Source organism: Bacteroides sp. OM05-10AA (assembly GCF_003439055.1).
In the GTDB taxonomy this organism is placed as follows: Bacteria; Bacteroidota; Bacteroidia; order Bacteroidales; family Bacteroidaceae; genus Bacteroides; species Bacteroides intestinigallinarum.
Window position 1 is genome coordinate 1 of sequence record NZ_QSUR01000063.1, and the last position, 19393, is coordinate 19393.

The 19393-nt window shown below is 42.8% G+C and carries 14 protein-coding genes; 9 read left to right on the top strand and 5 right to left on the bottom strand.

All coding sequences use genetic code 11. The features are described from left to right. Positions 1–110 precede the first annotated feature (110 nt). The 4 genes from DXB58_RS26470 to DXB58_RS26485 all read left to right on the top strand — a co-directional run bounded on the left by DXB58_RS26470 (position 111) and on the right by DXB58_RS26485 (position 3606). Positions 111–602: an HU family DNA-binding protein gene (locus DXB58_RS26470; RefSeq protein WP_074635946.1), complete on the top strand. Its 492-nt coding sequence runs from the start codon at positions 111–113 to the stop codon at positions 600–602. Positions 603–694: 92 nt separating this feature from the next. Then, entirely contained in the window at positions 695–1306 is a 612-nt protein-coding gene (locus DXB58_RS26475; RefSeq protein WP_122138772.1) for a type 1 glutamine amidotransferase family protein, read from the top strand. Between the two features lie 183 nt (positions 1307–1489). Continuing rightward, entirely contained in the window at positions 1490–3031 is a 1542-nt protein-coding gene (locus DXB58_RS26480; protein ID WP_087317094.1) for a glycine--tRNA ligase, read from the top strand. A gap of 11 nt (positions 3032–3042) precedes the next feature. Beyond that, positions 3043–3606, top strand: a complete 564-nt coding sequence (locus DXB58_RS26485; RefSeq protein WP_122138773.1) for an FKBP-type peptidyl-prolyl cis-trans isomerase — start codon at positions 3043–3045, stop codon at positions 3604–3606. A gap of 105 nt (positions 3607–3711) precedes the next feature. Here DXB58_RS26485 and DXB58_RS26490 read toward each other — a convergent pair whose 3' ends face one another. From DXB58_RS26490 to DXB58_RS26510, 5 genes are all read right to left on the bottom strand, one after another. Continuing rightward, positions 3712–5991 (bottom strand): glycoside hydrolase N-terminal domain-containing protein, encoded by a 2280-nt coding sequence (locus DXB58_RS26490; protein WP_122138774.1) that lies wholly within the window; start codon positions 5989–5991, stop codon positions 3712–3714. A gap of 30 nt (positions 5992–6021) precedes the next feature. Next, positions 6022–8694 carry a glycoside hydrolase family 2 TIM barrel-domain containing protein gene (locus tag DXB58_RS26495; protein WP_255421196.1) on the bottom strand — a complete coding sequence of 891 codons (2673 nt, stop codon included), beginning with the start codon at positions 8692–8694 and terminating at the stop codon, positions 6022–6024. A 137-nt stretch (positions 8695–8831) separates the two neighbouring features. Continuing rightward, the gene (locus DXB58_RS26500; RefSeq protein ID WP_122138776.1) at positions 8832–9203 is read right to left on the bottom strand and encodes an AraC family transcriptional regulator; all 372 of its coding nucleotides are present in this window, start codon (positions 9201–9203) and stop codon (positions 8832–8834) included. A gap of 75 nt (positions 9204–9278) precedes the next feature. After that, positions 9279–11003 carry an SGNH/GDSL hydrolase family protein gene (locus DXB58_RS26505; RefSeq protein WP_369907230.1) on the bottom strand — a complete coding sequence of 575 codons (1725 nt, stop codon included), beginning with the start codon at positions 11001–11003 and terminating at the stop codon, positions 9279–9281. A gap of 66 nt (positions 11004–11069) precedes the next feature. Beyond that, positions 11070–12089, bottom strand: a complete 1020-nt coding sequence (locus DXB58_RS26510; RefSeq protein ID WP_122138783.1) for a LacI family DNA-binding transcriptional regulator — start codon at positions 12087–12089, stop codon at positions 11070–11072. 180 nt (positions 12090–12269) lie between these two features. Between DXB58_RS26510 and DXB58_RS26515 the strand changes: the two genes are divergently transcribed. The 5 genes from DXB58_RS26515 (at position 12270) to xyl3A (ending at position 19245) form a co-directional block, all read left to right on the top strand. Continuing rightward, positions 12270–13202: an aldo/keto reductase gene (locus DXB58_RS26515; protein WP_122138778.1), complete on the top strand. Its 933-nt coding sequence runs from the start codon at positions 12270–12272 to the stop codon at positions 13200–13202. 15 nt (positions 13203–13217) lie between these two features. Then, complete coding sequence (locus DXB58_RS26520) at positions 13218–14141, top strand: amidohydrolase (RefSeq protein ID WP_122138779.1); 924 nt, start codon at positions 13218–13220, stop codon at positions 14139–14141. Between the two features lie 38 nt (positions 14142–14179). After that, entirely contained in the window at positions 14180–15448 is a 1269-nt protein-coding gene (fucP, locus tag DXB58_RS26525) for an L-fucose:H+ symporter permease (RefSeq protein ID WP_122138780.1), read from the top strand. A gap of 25 nt (positions 15449–15473) precedes the next feature. Further along, positions 15474–16490: a zinc-binding alcohol dehydrogenase family protein gene (locus tag DXB58_RS26530; protein WP_122138781.1), complete on the top strand. Its 1017-nt coding sequence runs from the start codon at positions 15474–15476 to the stop codon at positions 16488–16490. Positions 16491–16659: 169 nt separating this feature from the next. Further along, positions 16660–19245 carry a xylan 1,4-beta-xylosidase gene (xyl3A, locus tag DXB58_RS26535; RefSeq protein WP_122138782.1) on the top strand — a complete coding sequence of 862 codons (2586 nt, stop codon included), beginning with the start codon at positions 16660–16662 and terminating at the stop codon, positions 19243–19245. The last annotated feature ends 148 nt before the right edge of the window (positions 19246–19393 follow it).

The following is a 19393-nucleotide window of genomic DNA, read 5'->3' on the forward strand; positions in this document are numbered from 1 at the left end:
CACCCATTAGAGTATAACTAAAAAATAAAGTTGTGCAACAGGCACTATGCTTGACACCCGGGTGTCAGATAAAACGCGAGTATAAACGAAAAAAGAAAGGAGTATAGACGATGGCAGTGCCTTATGTAGTGAGAAAAAAAGCCGATTTAACATCGGGAGAAAGAAAGGAATTATGGTATGGTGTACCTAAAAGAATGATAGATCCGATTCGGAATAGAGAATTTGCCGAGTATATGGAAAAACGGAGTGGGTTCCATCGTGGGCAGATAGATGGTATATTGACGGAAATGGTTGATGCTATCCGTAGTTTGTTATCTATTGGACAGCCGGTTACTATTGAAGGACTCGGTACATTTCATACATCATTGACCAGTCCGGGATTTGAACGTCCCGAGCAGGTAACTCCAGGAAAGGTATCCGTTTCACGTGTCTATTTCGTTGCCTGTCCTGAATTTAGCCGGCAAGTGAAAAAGATGAAATGTACGCGTATACCTTTTAATATATACATGCCCGAAAATATGCTCACCAAAGAGATGAAAAAAGCGGATAAAGAGATGGAACTGGCGGAATTCGAGGGAGAAGGTTTGGGAGTCGACGAATAATTGGATAAAAAGTGATATTGTTTTATTCACTGAATGAAATATAGCTATATTTGTTCAGTGGTAAGAACCATATTAAAAAATGATTGGAAAATATGAAAAAAGAACTCATTTTTGTATTGTTAAACGGTTTTGCCGATTGGGAGGCCGCACATATTGCTGTTTGCATAAATGCAGGTGTAAAACCCGGAAGACCGGTTAAGTATATCACAAAAACACTTTCTCTCACTAAAGATCCCGTAAATTCTATTGGAGGATTCAAGGTCTTACCGGATTATGACATCCATACTTTGCCCGAAGATTATGCCGGATTGGTGCTGGTAGGCGGAGATAACTGGTTTTCACCCGAAGCGGAATCCTTAGTTCCTTTAGTAGAAAAAATGATTCGGGAAAATAAGTTGGTTGCCGGAATCTGCAATGCTTCGGTTTTTCTCGGTAAACACGGATTTCTCAATCACGTAAAGCATACGAGTAATGCGCTCGAATATTTGAAAAATATAGCAGGTGAGAAATATACTGGTGATGCGCATTATATCGAAGAACAAGCCGTTCGAGACGGTAATATCGTTACTGCTAACGGAACTGCTCAATTGGAATTCTGTCGCGAAATATTATATGCGCTGAATGCCGATGAGATGGAAGTGATTGAAGAAAGCTATTCGTTTTACAAAAATGGTTTCTTGTCGAATGGAAAAAGTCCTCTTTAGGGATTTCATTCCAACGTGAGATTCGAGCATTAGTGAAATTGAAGAAAGTATTTGAATGCCGACAGTTGCCGGGTAAATAAGATAAATTAATACCCTCTCTGTCTTATTTATGAGATAAATACCTATCTTTGTGGCACTTTTTACGAAAAAAGCAAATTCAAATTAATAGATATAGAAAAGAAAATGGCACAAGAAGACGTTTTTAAGAAGCTTGTATCGCATTGCAAAGAGTATGGTTTCGTATTCCCTTCGAGCGATATCTACGACGGACTAGGCGCTGTGTATGACTACGGTCAGATGGGCGTTGAATTGAAGAATAACATCAAGAAATACTGGTGGGACAGCATGGTGCTGTTGCACGAGAACATTGTCGGTATCGACTCTGCCATCTTTATGCATCCTACTATCTGGAAGGCTTCCGGACACGTAGACGCATTCAATGACCCTTTGATTGACAATAAGGATTCTAAAAAACGTTATCGTGCTGACGTGCTGATTGAAGATCAGTTGGCAAAGTATGATGATAAAATCAATAAAGAAGTAGCGAAAGCTGCCAAGAGATTCGGTGAATCTTTTGATGAGGCTCAATTCCGTTCAACTAACGGACGGGTATTGGAACATCAGGAAAAACGCGACGCACTTCACACTCGCTTTGCTAAAGCTCTGAACGACGGTGACTTGGAAGAGTTACGCCAGATCATTATTGATGAAGAAATCGTATGCCCGATCTCCGGTACTAAGAACTGGACAGAAGTTCGTCAATTCAATTTGATGTTCTCTACTGAAATGGGTTCTACTTCCGAAGGAGCAATGAAGATTTACCTTCGTCCGGAAACTGCACAGGGTATTTTCGTAAACTACCTGAATGTACAGAAAACAGGTCGTATGAAAGTTCCTTTCGGTATTGCACAGATTGGTAAGGCTTTCCGTAACGAGATCGTTGCCCGTCAGTTCATCTTCCGTATGCGTGAGTTCGAACAAATGGAAATGCAGTTCTTCGTAAAACCGGGAACAGAACTTGACTGGTTCAAGAAATGGAAAGAAATCCGTTTGAAATGGCATAAGGCACTTGGCTTCGGAGATGCAAGCTATCGTTATCACGATCACGATAAATTGGCTCATTACGCAAATGCCGCTACTGACATCGAATTCCTGATGCCGTTCGGATTCAAAGAAGTAGAAGGTATTCACTCTCGTACTAACTTCGACTTGTCTCAACATGAGAAGTTCTCCGGCAAGAGCATTAAATACTTTGATCCGGAACTGAACGAGTCTTATACTCCGTACGTAATCGAAACTTCTATCGGTGTTGACCGTATGTTCCTTAGCATCATGAGCGCATCTTATTGCGAAGAACAGCTGGAAAATGGTGAAAGTCGTGTTGTTTTGAAATTGCCTGCTGCTCTGGCTCCGGTGAAACTGGCAGTTATGCCGTTGGTAAAGAAAGACGGTCTGCCTGAAAAAGCTCGTGAAGTTATTGACAGCCTGAAGTTCCACTTCCATTGCCAATATGACGAAAAAGATAGTATCGGTAAGCGTTATCGCCGTCAGGATGCTATTGGTACTCCGTACTGTGTAACAGTCGATCATCAGACATTAGAAGATAACTGTGTGACATTGCGTAACCGCGATACCATGCAGCAAGAGCGTGTCGCTATCTCTGAACTGAATAATATCATCGCAGACAGAGTAAGCATCACTTCTCTATTGAAAACTTTACAATAAACCTTTGACGAATGAGTAAAAAGATCTATTTATTCTCCTTAGTATTGCTGGCTCTTGCGTTCACTGCTTGTAGTGAGACGGAAGAGACGAGTCGTTATGATAATTGGCAGGCACGTAGTGTGGCTTTTATAGACTCGATCGCTAGTGTGTATGATAGTCCTGAAAATCAAGCTTTAGCTAATAATGATCCGGAGAAACTTCATCGTTATAAAGATGAGGTAACTGGTCAATGGATATATGTTAAGAAGGTGAAAAATGGGACGGGCAAAGAGTTGCCTCAATATACTTCTACGGTAAGTGCACATTATCGTATGTCTTATTTCAATGGAGATGTAGTTCAACAGACTTATACAGGAACAGAACCTACAGCTTTTGATTCTCCGGCAAATTTTACTTTGAATGGTGTTATTTCCGGCTGGTCTTATACGCTAATACATATGGTAGTTGGTGATTTTTGGACTTTGTATATCCCCTATCAGAGTGGTTATGGTTCAGGCACAGGTAATGATGGTTCTCTCCAAGCTTATTCGGCATTAGTTTATAATGTTAGATTAGAAAAGATCGTAGAACTATAATCCTTATAATATATAAGGCTATTCTGTAAATGATATAATATCATATAAAAATGGAGCGTAAACCTAAATTTACGCTCCATTTTTTATTCTTGAAGAACTTATATATTATAGTGTATTTTGTGGTTCAATCAGATACTTTTTCCCTTCTTTACTTTGGAAACTTGTCAGATAATAGGCTCCCTCTTTCTGTGTTGATACAGCAACTCCATTTACTTTGATAGGAATAGAGGTCCGAAGTATGCACTTGCTTCCGGAATTGGAAATAATTTCCGCGCGAAGTAGCCGGTTTGCTTTCCATTGCATATTGACATCAAAGTTTCCAGTTCCTTTCAATCCTTTTACTTCTCCGTCAGCCCAGCTGCTTGGTAGTGCCGGAAGCAGGTGAAGTTCACCTAAATGACTTTGCAACAACATTTCAGCGATGCCGGCTGTAGCTCCGAAGTTTCCGTCAATTTGGAAAGGTGGATGGGAATCAAGCAGGTTTTCATATGCCCCTCCTTGCGAATTCTCCATGTTGACTACTGTCAGAGTAGAAAGGTTGAGTGCAGACTTTAGTAAGCTGTATGCATGGTCGCCATCGAGTAATCGTGCCCAACAAGCAATTTTCCATGCACGGCTCCATCCAGTCCCTTGATCGCCGCGAGATTCTAATGTCTTTTTAGCAGCATCTGCATACTTTTTATCCTGATGATAAGATATTTGATTACCGGGATAAAGAGCTATTAATTGAGATAAATGACGGTGTTCATTTCCAAAGACATCCAATTGATCTTTGTCCTCTTTCCATTCCTTGATCTGTCCCCAGGAACCAATGTTGACGCCATTATCCAAATGATTGAATTTATCTTTTAATTCAGTTATAAATTCAGAATCAATCGTGATATTCTGTTTTTGCAGAACTTCTGTAGCTTGTATCGTTTCACTGAAGAGCTGCCAGATTAGTTGCTGCGCATAAGCCAGGCCATCTTCCCAAGGTCCCTGTTCCGGTGACCACTCATCCGGTGCAATCCATTTTCCTTCAGTATCTTTTTGCAGACGGTCGAACCAGTACTCACAAGCACTTCTCATAACAGGAAAAGCTACTTTATTTAGATATTCCATATCCAGCGTATAAGCATAATGCTTCCATAAATGCATACAGTACCAGGCATTGGCAGGACGGTTGATATTCCAGTCTGTATAGCCGAATATATTGCTTTGTGTCTTAATTGCCCATCCTCTTAATTGCTCTTCCCGAGCTAGCTGTTGCCAGCTTCCATTTTCTTTGAGTGCCTCCACTGCTATATATTGCAAAAATGGCAAATGACACTCTGATAGATTGGCACTCTCTGCCGGCCAATAATTCATCTGGATATTGATATTACTATGAATATCACATTCCCAAGGAGGTGTGTTGTTATTATTCCAGATACCTTGCAGGTTGTTAGGCAAATTTCCGTAACGGGAAGACCCCAACATCAAGTAACGTCCATATTGAAAGTAAAGCATATCCAGATATCGGCTGTCTCTGTGATTACGTATCAATTCATCGGTGGGATAATCCGGTATCTCTGTCTGCAGGTCGAGTTTCACCCTTTTGAAAAAAGATTGATAATCTGTCGTGTGAGCTTTCAGCAACGTATCATACTTCTTTGAAGAAGCTAGATTCAATCGGGAAGTAATTGTTTTGTGCAGTTGCTCCGGCTCCATACCGACATAGTTTTGAGAAGACAGACTAAAGTTGGTGCCGGCTGCAAGTAATATAGTAACTGCGTCCGCATCATTGACAGTAATCTTGTCACCCTTTTTAGAGATTGTCCCTTTTTCGTTGACTATTCTCACCTGGGCATCATAAGTCAATAGATCAAGTTTTCCGCATATCCTGATGTCGTTGCCATCCATGATTACCTTGTCAGCATGTGTATCTTCCAGAGAAACAGAAATATTCAGCTGATTCTTTTTTCCAGGTGTGGTGAGTCGGATAACGATGACATTGTCCGGATAGCTCACGAAGAATTCACGGCAATACTTTGTTCCCTCTTTCTCATAAGTCACTTTGCCAACAGCATTGTCCAGACAAAGCTCTCTGCGATAGTTTGTAACAATGCTGTCCCCCGGAAAGTCGATATACAGATTCCCGAAATTCTGATAAGCTCCCCGCTTCGTCGTACTTCCTGTCCAGAGTGTTTTTTCATTGAACTGTATCTGTTCTCGTTTGACACCTCCGAAAAACATACCTCCCAATTCGCCATTACCTATTGGCAATGCAGAAGTCATCCAGTTTGTAGCGGGATGATTGTACCACAACTTCATCGGTGGCTGTTCCGCATGAAGGCGGCAGGTGAGAAGAAAGCATGCTGATAACAACAATACTGTTTTAATAGAAAATTTACTGTGATGTTTCATTAGTAGGCTGTTTTTAAATTCGTATTGATATTATTCCAGTACAACGCCATGAACCTCTACTTCTGCAATGGCGGCAGGTGAACTTTTGGCAAAAGCAACACGTACAAACCTTGCATTCACTGGTTTTTGCTGTGCAGTGAAAGACATCTCCGTAGCTTGTTCGGTTACAGTGGAGTTTGATTTGTCCATAACGGTTGACCATGTTTTTTGATTGTCCGATACCTGTATTATATATTGGTATGCATCCGCTTTAGGGAAACGAATATTGATTTTACGCAAAGCCAATCCTTTTTCTGTATCCAGTGTCCATTGAGGAGACCTGTCATTATCGGCCGCCTGCCAGAATGTTTGAATATCTCCGTCTGCTGCCAGACCGGCTACCTGTTGTCCCTGTTGACTACTTGCAAAAGTCGGGTTGTTGCGTCCGAACATTTGTATCACTTCTCCATCCTTTTGGCGTATAAACCGTATATAAGGACGTTCTTTTGTAACAGGAGTAACTCCCGGCTTGTAAGCCGGCGCTCCTTTGAAGGTAATTTCTACACGTGCGGATTTCATCCCTGCAGAACTTGCTTCAATAACTGCTTTACCGGCATAGTAAGAGCGGAAAGTGATAGCGGCTTTTCCGTCCATGATGCGAATATCACTATCCGGTTCAAAAAGAATGGAAGTACCGGTTGGAAATTCACCGGGACCGGAAATTAATTTTAACTGTACTTTCGGAGAGTTGCTCAATGTATTGCCATTTGCATCCAGAATGCTAATCAGTAATTGCACATCTTCCGTACCATCAGCCAATACATCAACAGTTTTAGTTGCTTCGAGCTTCAAACTGGCCGGAGTACCCTCTTCCGACCATTTCGGAGGCTTTATTCCTGTATATTCATTCCTGTACCAATACCAGGAACGCTTAGGGATACGGAAATAGTCTACAATACCCATTTTCCCCAGTTGGCTTCCGGCAATGCTGCCATGGTCGAAACCGCACCAGATAACCTGTCCGCTACGCCAGGGAAATCCTTTCCAACCGTCATTGACCTGCAAATCACCCCATCCCGGAATATATTCTCCCGGACGTTCTGCGGTTGTACTGCCATATTCTGATACGACGTTCGGAATAGACGGTTGTTGAAAATCCGGTTGGGTGGCACCGTCACCATTGTATCCGGCGATATCTCCAATCAAGTCGATTCTATGATTACCTAAAGGACGTTGAGCACCTCCGATGGCTGCAGGGCGGGTAGGGTCTAGTTGATGGCAGCGTTCTACCATTCGTGTCAACAATCTGCTTACTCCTGTCATAGCTGACGGAGCAGAGAAAAATGCTTCATTACTCATGCTCCATACCACGATAGATGGATGATTGCGATGAATACGTATCATCTCTTCCAGTTGTTGTAAGGCACTCGCTTCAAAATTGGCAGTGTATTTTTCATCCACCGGATATGCGCTGGAATTCCAATAACCATCCGGACTGAAACCTCCAATTCCCCAGAACGGAGCTTCCGACCAGAATAACATTCCCTCTTCATCACAGGCTTTGGAGAAAGCGGGTGCATGCGGATAGTGTGAGCCACGTATCAATTCGAATCCGGCCTCTTTCATCATTTGTACGTCGCGCCGCATGGCAGATTCCGTCACGGCATCTCCCCAACCGGCTTGGTCCTGATGCACATTGGCTCCTTTGAAATATAAATGCTTTCCATTCAGAAAGAAACCTCTGTCGGCCGTCCATTCAAACCAACGGAAACCGAAAATTGTTTCGTCACGGTCTAATAACAGATTACCCTTATAAAGCTGGCTGATTACTTTGTAGAGTGCCGGATGTTCGGGTTGCCATAATTGCAAGTTCTGTAATGATTGGGTGGTCTGTGAGAACTTTCTGCTTGTATTTGCCGCAATTGTTTCCGTACTTTCGACGGCAGTTACCAGGGTTCCCTCCGGACTAAATACTTGAGTCACTAATCTATATTGTTCACTCTGACCTGAAGTGTTGCAAACATCGGTTTCTACTTTTACCACAGATGATTTGCCATTGTTCTTGCTTAGATTGGGTGTAGTTACGAAAGTTCCATACCAATCTATATGAACCGGGTTTTTCATCACCAGTCGCACATTGCGATAAATACCTCCGCTGAAGACATGTTCGCCTGCCCGTGGTGCCACGTCAGGATGCCAGATATTGTTGACTCTGATGGCTATTACATTATCTCCCTCTTTCACGGCAGATGAAATATTTACGGAAAAGCCGGTATAACCTCCTATATGTTTACCGGTCAGCTTACCGTTAACAAATACTTCAGCTTCCTGAAAGACACCGTCGAATTCTAAAAATAAGGATTGTTTCAAATCATCCGGCGATAGTTTTAATATTTTGCGATACCAGCCATATCCTACATAGAAGTCATTCGACATGAAATAGGGGATACTGAACGAATGTGGCAAACCTATTGTTTCCCAGTCCTTATCGCAAAAGTCATTCTGCTGAGCATTTATATGATCGCCCTGCATATATTTCCATTCCCTGTTGAAGTTTACCGTTCGCCGGGGTGATGCGTTTACGCTTGTCGTCGACTGTTTCAGGACTTGGACGTGACACGTATCGGCATACGTCTTTTGCGAGATTCCTGCAGAGAGTGCAGAAACGATCATGGCCGAACACAAAATCCTTTTCGATGAGAATTGGAAGATTTCGTTTTTCATAAAATATTAATTTAAAATGAACGATACTATGCCGTATGACAGAAACTTTTCAGTTTCTATTGCCACAAAAGTAGGCGGATTGTTGGATAAAAAGAGGGTGAAATTTGTCAATTATAGGGTGAAAATCGCCAAACAGGCTATAATTGCGACACAAACTGTTTAGGGGAAACCTGCATCTTGCGTTTGAACAAATCCCGGAAATTCTTTAGATCATTGAAACCGCATTTCACGCTGACAGCAGTGATATTGGTTTCTCCTTCTTTGAAAAACTGTACGGCTTTGAATATCCGGTATTCATTGATGAACTCAATGACAGTCATTCCTGTCATCATCATATCACAGATAATGATGTCCGGTAAAGCATCCTGAGTGATACATTTCACCGTATTATTGGCCAGACCGTCGGAGATATCCAAAACTTTGAAGTGCTTGGCACACAACATAGTAGGACTGGATAAAAACAACAGGGCAATCAAACTCTTGAATATGTTTGTCAGGTACATTCTCATAGATCAGACCTTATTAGGGGGATTCTGGTTTCTTGGGAATAACAAAACTTTTAGCTATCTCCTTGGAAATATGACTTATTTGAAGAATTTCTCTTTTAATCCTTTCGCTATCAGATTGTATCCTTCTTTAGTCGGATGAAGTCCGTCACTGAATAAATTCCAGTTGATGCTTCCGTCCTTATTGGTGAAGTAAGAAGCCAGATCCAGATAGATCACTTTTTTGTCTGCCAATTCTTTCTTTAGTTTGGCATTGAAGAGTTTCACTCGTTCTTCCATGTCTTTTCTGGGATAGATACCCAATATGCAGAGCCTGGCAGTGGGTTGTCTTTGCTGAATGGCTTCGATCAGGGTGGAAATGCCTTGGAGGATTTCTTCGTCCGTATTACTTTGCAGGTTGTTGGTTCCGGGTAATGCGACAATATCTTTGGCTTGGTAGCCGTCAAGTTCTCCGTGATAAATGCGCCATAACATATTCTCTATTTTGTCCCAGCCGAATCCCAGGTTGCGTACTTGTTTCCCTTTGAATAGTTTGTCCCAGGACTCTTTTCCTCTTTGAGGCCCGGCTGGTTCGCCGCCCCAAAAATGAGTAATAGAGTTGCCTATCATTAAAATTTCCGGTGCATCCTCTTTATTTAATTGAAGAACGGCTTCATGTCGGTCGTTCCAGTCATAGGGATCTCTGTGCTGTTTACAGGGAATACAAGTAGATGGACCCTGACTTTTTTCGTGCAGAATCTCGCGTATTTTTCGGATATATCCGTCTGCATATTGTTGCATGCCCAGGTCATTGGGATGCACACCCTCCACTGCTGCATCCATAGAAAGTCCTATCTCTTCTTTAGTCAAATAATAAATCTGTGGAATAGCTTCCTTTTGCAATGCATCATAAGCTTTCTTTAGTTCAATATTGGCAAGCTGATACGAACGTTTGGTTGGTTCGGAAGAGAACTCATTGGTATATCCGGCATGTTCTACCAGGAGAATAGGGGCTTGACTTTTCTCACGTAGCTTTTTGACCCCGGCCAATGTACGTTCATAAATCACTTTGGAGTCCGTTTCACCAGGGAGATTGGGCATACAGTCTATCATGTAGAGTTGAGCATCTATTTCTGAAAGTAAATCGAAAAGTTCCGGTTCCAGTTTGCCGTTACCGGAGAATCCCAGGTTGACGACAGGATGTTGCAACATTCTTCCAATGATATTTCCCCATGCCATACCAGGCCGGGAAGCACACGCACCTTGTGCGATAGAAGTGCCATATATCACTAGAGGTTTCTCTTTGGAGGCCGGAATAAAGCTGAAAGAAGCATCTGTCGGCACCCCTATTTCCATCCATGTGACAGAATTATATAGCGGGAGGAAGAGTTGATATTCATATCCTTTTTTAGGATCTGTTTCGTAAGTCAGATTGGAAAAAGTATAGGTGATCGTGTCATTGAAAGAAAAACTGAACCCGCACCAGCGTTGTCTGCCATTTATATCCTGTGCATATAAGTCAACACCTGAAACACCGGTGCAGGGCATGTGGGGCATAGATAAACCTCCATTGACTTTATAACGAACCTTGATTTCCGGAGCATTTGAATAGAAACAGATGGATAAACCTGCACTTTGGCGAGACAGATCCCAAAGCGGTTTACGTACTTTGTCTTTAGCACGATCCGGCAGGCGTGCATAGGTTCCTTTCAATTCATTGCAGAAAGCCTGTCCTTTTACTACTTGAAAAGTCTGATTACATGGATTTTCCCATTTGTACTGCGTTTGTGCGAATACTTCTACTTGTAATAGAAGTGTGAACAAGATAAAAGATTTAAGAGCTTTCATTGGGTAGTTCGATTTTTAGTTTGTCAAAGGTACGTAAAAAATTTAAATAGATTTTATGCTACTCTCCCTAATCTGCAAATGTGTTGGGATTGTCACCTGTTTGATTGTCTTGTCTCCTTTAATCTGATCTATTAATAGTTGGCAGGCAGTTTCTCCCATTTTATAGGTTTGATGCGAAACGGCAGATAATTTAGGTTCTACATAATTGGCATGCTGCTCGTCCGTATATCCGATAATGGCAACGTCATTCGGTATACGAAGTCCACGGTTTTTGATAACTTCCATAGCTGCGAAAGCCAGCGTATCATTCATGGCAAGGATGGCATCGGGAGGTTGGGGGAGGGATAACAACGTCTCCGTGGCAATCTTCCCCTCTTCATAATCAATCTTCCGGCAAACGACCAACTCTTTTTCGATAGGAATCCGATTTTCGCGTAGAGCTTCCAGATAACCGTGCTTTCTTCTCTTTACAATATCCAGATGATTCGCTCCTCCGATAAAGGCTACCCGTTTGCTTCCATTATCGAGAAGATGTTGTGTAGCCATTTGTGCAGATTGCACTCCGTCTGCTACCACAGAAGAAAATTGGTCGGTCAGGCAAACGCGGTCGAATAAGATAAGTGGCATATTGATGTTTTTCAAGGCGGATAAGTGGGAAAAATCGGTTGTTTCTTGAGACAGGCAGGCGATAATACCCTCTACCCGCATATTCACCAGATTCTCAATATTCCTTTTTTCATGTTCGTATGACTCATGCGATGTCGTGATAATCACGAAATATCCGTTGGCAATGGCCATATTTTCTATCCCGTTCAGAATAGACGCAAAGAAGTGAGTCACAATATCCGGAATTACTACTCCGATGATGCGAGGTGCATTCTTCCGTAAGCTCATGGCAAAAGGATTGGGACGATAATTCATTTCTTTGGCCAGTTCTTTTGCCTTGGCGCAAAGTTCACGACTGATTTCCGGACTGTCTTTCAGTGCTCTGGATACAGTAGGAATCGATACCCCCAGTGCTTGGGCGAGATCTTTGAGTGAAGTATGTTTCCGGTTTTCCATTTGAAAGTCTGTAACTTGGATTCTTTTTACAAAGAAAGCACATTCCCGGAAAATTAAAAGCATCTGAAGCAATATTTTTTACGTAAACCGTTACGTTGGTTTTTCGACTGTTCTCTGCTGCACTGAAACTATTCCTGACCTACTTTTGTCGCATACAAGATTAATTAAAACCTAAAAGTTATGCAATACCATGAAATCGGAAAGACAGGGATGAAAGTATCATCTCTTAGTTTTGGAGCTTCTTCTTTAGGAGGAGTTTTCCATGATTTGAAAGAAAAAGAAGGCATTCAGGCTGTGTTTACTGCTGTTGAAGCGGGAATGAACTTTATAGATGTCTCTCCTTATTACGGACATTATAAGGCGGAGACAGTTTTAGGAAAGGCGCTGAAAGATCTTCCCCGTGATCGCTATTATCTCTCTACCAAAGTGGGACGTTATGGAAAAGACGGAGTGAACCTGTGGGATTACTCTGCAAAACGTGCGACAGAAAGTGTGTATGAGAGTATGGAACGCTTGAATATAGATTTTATCGACCTGATTAATGTACACGATGTGGAATTTGCTGATTTGAATCAGGTGGTTAATGAAACTCTGCCTGCTTTAGTCGAGCTGCGTGAGAAAGGTGTGGTAGGACACGTAGGAATTACTGACTTGCAACTGGAAAATCTGAAATGGGTCATCGACCATTCACCAAGCGGTACGATTGAATCTGTGCTTAACTTCTGCCATTACTGCCTGTGTGATGATAAATTAGCCGACTTTCTGGACTATTTCGAATCCAAAGGAATCGGCGTGATTAATGCTTCTCCTCTTTCAATGGGACTGTTGAGCGAACGTGGTGTTCCTGCCTGGCATCCGGCTCCCCAACCATTGGTAGAAGCTTGCCGTAAAGCCATGGAACATTGCAAGGCAAAAAACTATCCGATTGAGAAACTGGCTATGCAATTCTCCGTCAGCAATCCCCGTATAACAACGACTTTGTTTAGTACGACTAATCCGGAGAATGTGAAAAAGAACATCGCTTTCATCGAAGAACCGATTGATTGGGAACTCGTTCGGGAAGTGCAGGAGATTATCGGAGAACAGAAACGGGTAAGCTGGGCAAATTCATAAAACAGACTCATTTGTATGGATTATACAATTATTGATGCGCACGCTCATTTGTGGATAGAGCAGAACACGGTAGTAGATGGTTTACCCATTCGCTCTTTACAGAATGGACGTTCGGAATTTATGGGAGAGATTCGCCAGATGCTTCCCCCTTTCATGGTGAATGGGGTGAATGATGTGGAGACGTTTCTTTCGAATATGGATTACGCGCAGGTAGCTGCCGCAGTCATCACGCAAGAATTTATTGATGGAATTCAGAATGATTATCTGGCAACAGTAGAGGAACGTTTTCCCAATCGTTTTATCGTTTGTGGCATGTGCGAGTTCCGTAAGCCGGGATTTCTGAATCATGCTAAAGAACTTATTGATAATGGTTTTAAGGCAATTAAGATTCCGGCACAACGGCTATTACTGAAAGAAGGAAGGGTGATGCTGAACAGTGAAGAGATGATGGAAATGTTCCATTATATGGAAGATAAGGGCATTCTGCTTTCTATTGATCTAGCCGACGGAGCCACACAGGTTCCTGAAATGGAAGAGATTATTCAGGAATGTCCGGATTTGCGGATAGCAATCGGACACTTCGGAATGGTGACACGTCCCAACTGGAAAGAGCAAATCCGTCTGGCACGTCATTCCAGTGTGATGATTGAATCCGGTGGAATCACCTGGCTTTTCAATGATGAGTTCTATCCTTTTAAAGGAGCCATAAAAGCCATCCGTGAAGCGGCAGATCTGGTAGGAATGGAAAAATTGATGTGGGGCTCGGATTATCCGCGTACCATCATAGCGATCACCTACAAAATGTCTTATGATTTTGTGGTGAAGTCTTCCGAATTGACGGAAGAGGATAAAAGACTCTTTTTGGGAGAGAATGCCCGGAATTTCTATGGATTTACAGATCTTCCCGTGCTTCCTTACATCAAGAACATGTCCGAATGATTGAGAAAACAACCTTATCGTGAAACAATATTTATACCATGAAAAAGAATACATATACAATACCCTTAGCTTTGGTTTTCAGCCTTTTCTTCTTGTGGGCGATAAGCAGTAATCTGCTTCCTACAATGATCCGGCAATTAATGAAGACCTGCGAACTGAATACCTTTGAGGCTTCTTTTACAGAGACAGCCTATTGGCTTGCCTACTTCATTTTCCCTATTCCGATAGCTATGTTCATGAAACGATACAGCTATAAAGCGGGAATTATATTCGGACTTATCCTGGCTGCTATCGGAGGTCTGCTCTTTTTTCCTGCTGCCATGCTAAAAGAGTATTGGGCTTACCTTTGCATCTTCTTTATCATTGCCACCGGAATGTGCTTTCTGGAGACGGCTGCCAATCCGTATGTAACAGTGCTGGGTGCCTCTGAAACGGCTCCCCGCCGATTGAACCTGGCGCAGTCTTTCAACGGACTCGGAGCTTTCATTGCTGCCATGTTCTTAAGCAAGCTCATCCTTAGTGGGAATCATTACACACGGGAAACGCTTCCTGTAGATTATCCGGGTGGCTGGCAAGCCTATATCCAACTGGAAACGGATGCCATGAAACTTCCTTATCTGATATTGGCGTTACTGCTCATTGCCATAGCCGTTGTATTTGTCTTTTCAAAGTTACCGAAGATTGGAGATGAAACGACCTCTTCAGATGCAATGGTGACTGATGCTAAGAAAGAAAAACTGATCGATTTCGGAGTCTTAAAACACTCGCATCTTCGTTGGGGAGTGATTGCGCAATTCTTCTATAATGGTGGACAGACAGCCATCAACAGCCTTTTCCTGGTCTATTGCTGCACCTATGCGGGATTGCCGGAAGATACGGCTACCACTTTCTTCGGACTCTATATGTTGGCTTTTCTTCTGGGACGTTGGATTGGTACAGGCTTGATGGTGAAATTCCGTCCTCAAGATATGCTGTTGCTCTATGCCCTGATGAATATCCTCCTGTGCGGAGTGGTGATGATATGGGGAGGAATGATCGGACTATATGCGATGCTGGCTATCTCATTCTTTATGTCTATCATGTATCCTACTCAATTCTCATTGGCTTTAAAAGGACTTGGAAATCAGACGAAGAGCGGTTCGGCCTTTCTTGTAATGGCGATCGTTGGTAATGCTTGTCTCCCGCAGTTGACGGCTTATTTCATGCATGCCCATGAACATATTTATTATGTAGCTTATTGCGTGCCGATGATTTGTTTTGTATTCTGTGCCTACTATGGCTGGAAAGGTTATAAAGTAATCGATTAATAAAATTTTATCAAATACATATCAAATGAAAGCAGTTCAAATTATCAATCCCTCCGAAATGAAGGTGGTTGAGCTGGAAAAACCGACCGTTGGAGTCGGTGAAGTATTAGTAAAAATCAAGTATGTTGGTTTTTGTGGTTCCGACTTGAACACATTTCTGGGCAAAAATCCGATGGTGAAATTACCTGTGATACCGGGACACGAAGTAGGAGCAGTCATTGAGGAAATCGGCCCGGATGTTCCGGCAGGTTTTGAAAAAGGCATGAATGTGACCTTGAATCCATATACCAACTGTGGAAAATGTGCTTCTTGTCGCAATGGTCGTGTTAATGCCTGCGAACATAATGAAACATTAGGTGTGCAACGCAATGGAGTGATGTGCGAATATGCTGTATTGCCTTGGACAAAGATTATTCCGGCTGGCAATATCTCTTCTCGTGACTGTGCCTTGATCGAGCCGATGAGTGTCGGTTTTCATGCCGTATCTCGTGCACAAGTGATCGACAATGAATTTGTGATGGTGATTGGTTGCGGTATGATTGGCATCGGTGCCATTGTACGTGCCGCTTTGAGAGGTGCAACGGTAATCGCTGTCGACCTGGATGATGAAAAGTTGGAACTGGCGAAAAAGGTAGGCGCCTCTTATGTAATTAACTCCAAGACAGAAAATGTGCACGAACGGATGCAGGAGATCACAGAGAGATTGGGTGCTGATGTTGTGATTGAAGCTGTTGGTAGTCCGGTGACTTATGTAATGGCAGTAGATGAAGTCGGTTTCACAGGACGGGTGGTTTGTATCGGCTACGCTAAAAGTGAAGTTGCTTTTCAAACGAAACTCTTTGTTCAGAAAGAACTGGATATTCGTGGTTCCAGAAATGCCTTGCCGGCAGACTTCCGTGCAGTCATCAATTATATGAAAGAAGGAAATTGTCCGGTAGAAGAGTTGATTTCGAAAGTTGCCAAACCTGAAGGAGCTTTAGAGGCTATGCAGGAATGGGCGGCTAATCCGGGGAAGGTATTCCGTATTCTGGTGGAATTCTAAACTCTCGTCCATATTGATTATAAAAAAGATGAAAGGTTTCATACTTTTCATCTTTTTTTGTGTCCGAATGTAACGTGAGTGATAGTCTTTGATACGTCGAAATAGGTCTTGTGAGGTAAAATCCGTTAACTTTGCGTTGAAACAAGATAACCTACTAATATGTAATAACATGAATACAGGACTAAAATTTGCGCTTGGAGTATGCAGTCTCTCTTTGCTTTTTTCTTGCGCTCAAAAATTACCTTATCAAGACACTTCTTTAACGGCTGAACAGCGGGCGGAAGATTTATTGCCCCGATTGACTCTGGAAGAGAAAGTAGCACTCATGCAAAATGCCTCACCCGCTATTCCGCGCTTGGGAATCAAAGAGTATGACTGGTGGAATGAAGCATTACACGGAGTTGGTCGCGCAGGGCTGGCCACAGTTTTTCCCCAGTCTATCGGTATGGGAGCTTCTTTTAATGATTCGTTATTATATGAGGTTTTCGACGCTGTATCTGATGAGGCTCGTGTGAAATCCCGTATCTTCAGTGAAAACGGTGTCTTAAAACGCTATCAAGGGCTGACATTCTGGACGCCGAATGTAAATATATTCCGTGATCCTCGTTGGGGACGCGGACAGGAGACTTATGGTGAAGATCCTTATCTGACAGGACAGCTGGGGATGGCTGTCGTTCGTGGTTTGCAGGGACAGGAGAATGGTAAATACGATAAACTGCATGCTTGTGCCAAACACTTCGCTGTCCATTCCGGACCGGAATGGAACCGCCACAGTTTTGATGCGGAGAATATCGCTCCCCGGGATTTATGGGAGACTTACCTGCCGGCTTTCAAAGACTTGGTGCAGAAAGCGGATGTAAAAGAGGTGATGTGTGCCTACAATCGTTTTGAGGGAGAGCCTTGTTGTGGAAGCAACCGTCTGTTAATGCAGATTTTACGTGATGAGTGGAGATATAAAGGGATTGTTGTTTCCGATTGCGGTGCAATCTCCGATTTTTACAGGCCGGGAACACATGGAACTCATCCGGACAAGGAACACGCTTCTGCCGGAGCCGTATTGTCGGGAACAGACTTGGAATGTGGTGGTGAATATGGATCGTTGGCAGATGCAGTGAAAGCCGGATTGATTGATGAAAAGCAGATTGATGTTTCGCTGAAACGTTTGTTGACTGCACGTTTCGAGTTGGGAGAGATGGACGAACAACCTGCCTGGGCGGAGATTCCTGCTTCTACTCTTAATAGTAAGGAACATCAGGATTTAGCTCTGCATATGGCACGTGAGTCTTTGGTGCTTTTGCAGAATAAAAACGATATTCTTCCTTTAAATACCGGTCTGAAAGTGGCTGTTATGGGACCAAATGCCAACGATTCTGTGATGCAGTGGGGAAACTATAATGGTATACCGGGACATACGGTTACTTTACTGGAAGCTGTCCGTTCCAAATTACCCGAAGGACAAGTGATGTATGAGCCCGGCTGTGACCGCACGAGTAGAGAAGCACTGCAAAGTCTGTTTAGTGAATGTAGTATAAATGGTAAACCCGGCTTCTCGGCAGAATACTGGAATAATCGGATTTGTGAAGGAGAAGTGGTTGCCACTGACCAGATCTCTACTCCGTTCCATTTTACAACAACAGGGGCTACTACATTTGCTCCTGGTGTAGAAATTACTAATTTCTCGGCTCGTTATGAATCTGTTTTTCGTCCGTCACAGTCCGGTGATGTTGCTTTCCGTTTCCAGTTGGATGGTGAAGTAACTCTGATGGTTGATGGGGAACAAGTAGCCCAAAAAGTATATGTCAAGAATCCGACGAATCTCTATACGTTACAAGCGAAAGCTGGAAAAGAGTATCATATTGAGATTCTGTTTAAACAACGGAATGAGAGAGCTACATTAGACTTTGATTTGGGTAAACAAGTCGAAATTAATTTGAATTTGGCAGTAGAGAAAGTGAAGGATGCTGATGTCGTTCTTTTTGCCGGCGGAATTTCTCCCAGTCTGGAGGGTGAGGAAATGCCGGTGGAAGTGCCCGGATTTAAAGGAGGCGACCGTACGGATATTGAACTTCCTGCTGTTCAGCGCGATTTGTTGAAGGCTTTGAAGAAAGCAGGAAAGAAAGTAGTCTTTATCAATTATTCCGGTTCAGCCATCGGATTAGTGCCGGAATCAAACACTTGTGAGGCAATTTTGCAGGCGTGGTATCCGGGTCAGGCAGGTGGTACGGCTATTGTGGATGTACTGTTTGGAGATTATAACCCGGCAGGACGTTTACCGGTCACTTTCTATAAAGATGCCGGTCAGTTGCCTGATTTTGAAGACTACTCCATGAAAGGACGTACCTATCGCTATATGCAACAGCAACCGCTTTTCCCATTCGGACATGGCTTGAGCTATACGACGTTTACTTATGGTGAAGCTAATCTAAGTAAGAATACAATAGGAGACGGAGGAACTGTAACATTGACCATTCCGGTAAGTAATGCCGGACAGCGGGACGGGGATGAAGTGGTACAGGTTTATCTGCGATGTATGGCAGATAAAGAAGGTCCTCACTATACATTGCGTGCTTTCAAACGGGTTCATATTCCTGCCGGTGAAACTAAACAGGTAACAATCCCCCTTACATATGAAAGTTTTGAATGGTTTGATACGGCGACTAATACAGTGCATCCGCTGAAGGGTACTTATGAACTGTTGTATGGAGGATCTTCTGATAAGAATAAGTTGAAAACGATTGTAATGAACGTGCAGTAATACTACTTTTATATTTTGTTTATTTTTACAAATGGACAATCCGGATTTATTTATTGAATGAATAAAGAAAGAACGACCTTGTTCCTTTAAAAGGAACGGGTCGTTTCTTTGTACGCTCGGCATGAGCATTATCTAACGGGTGTAAGTC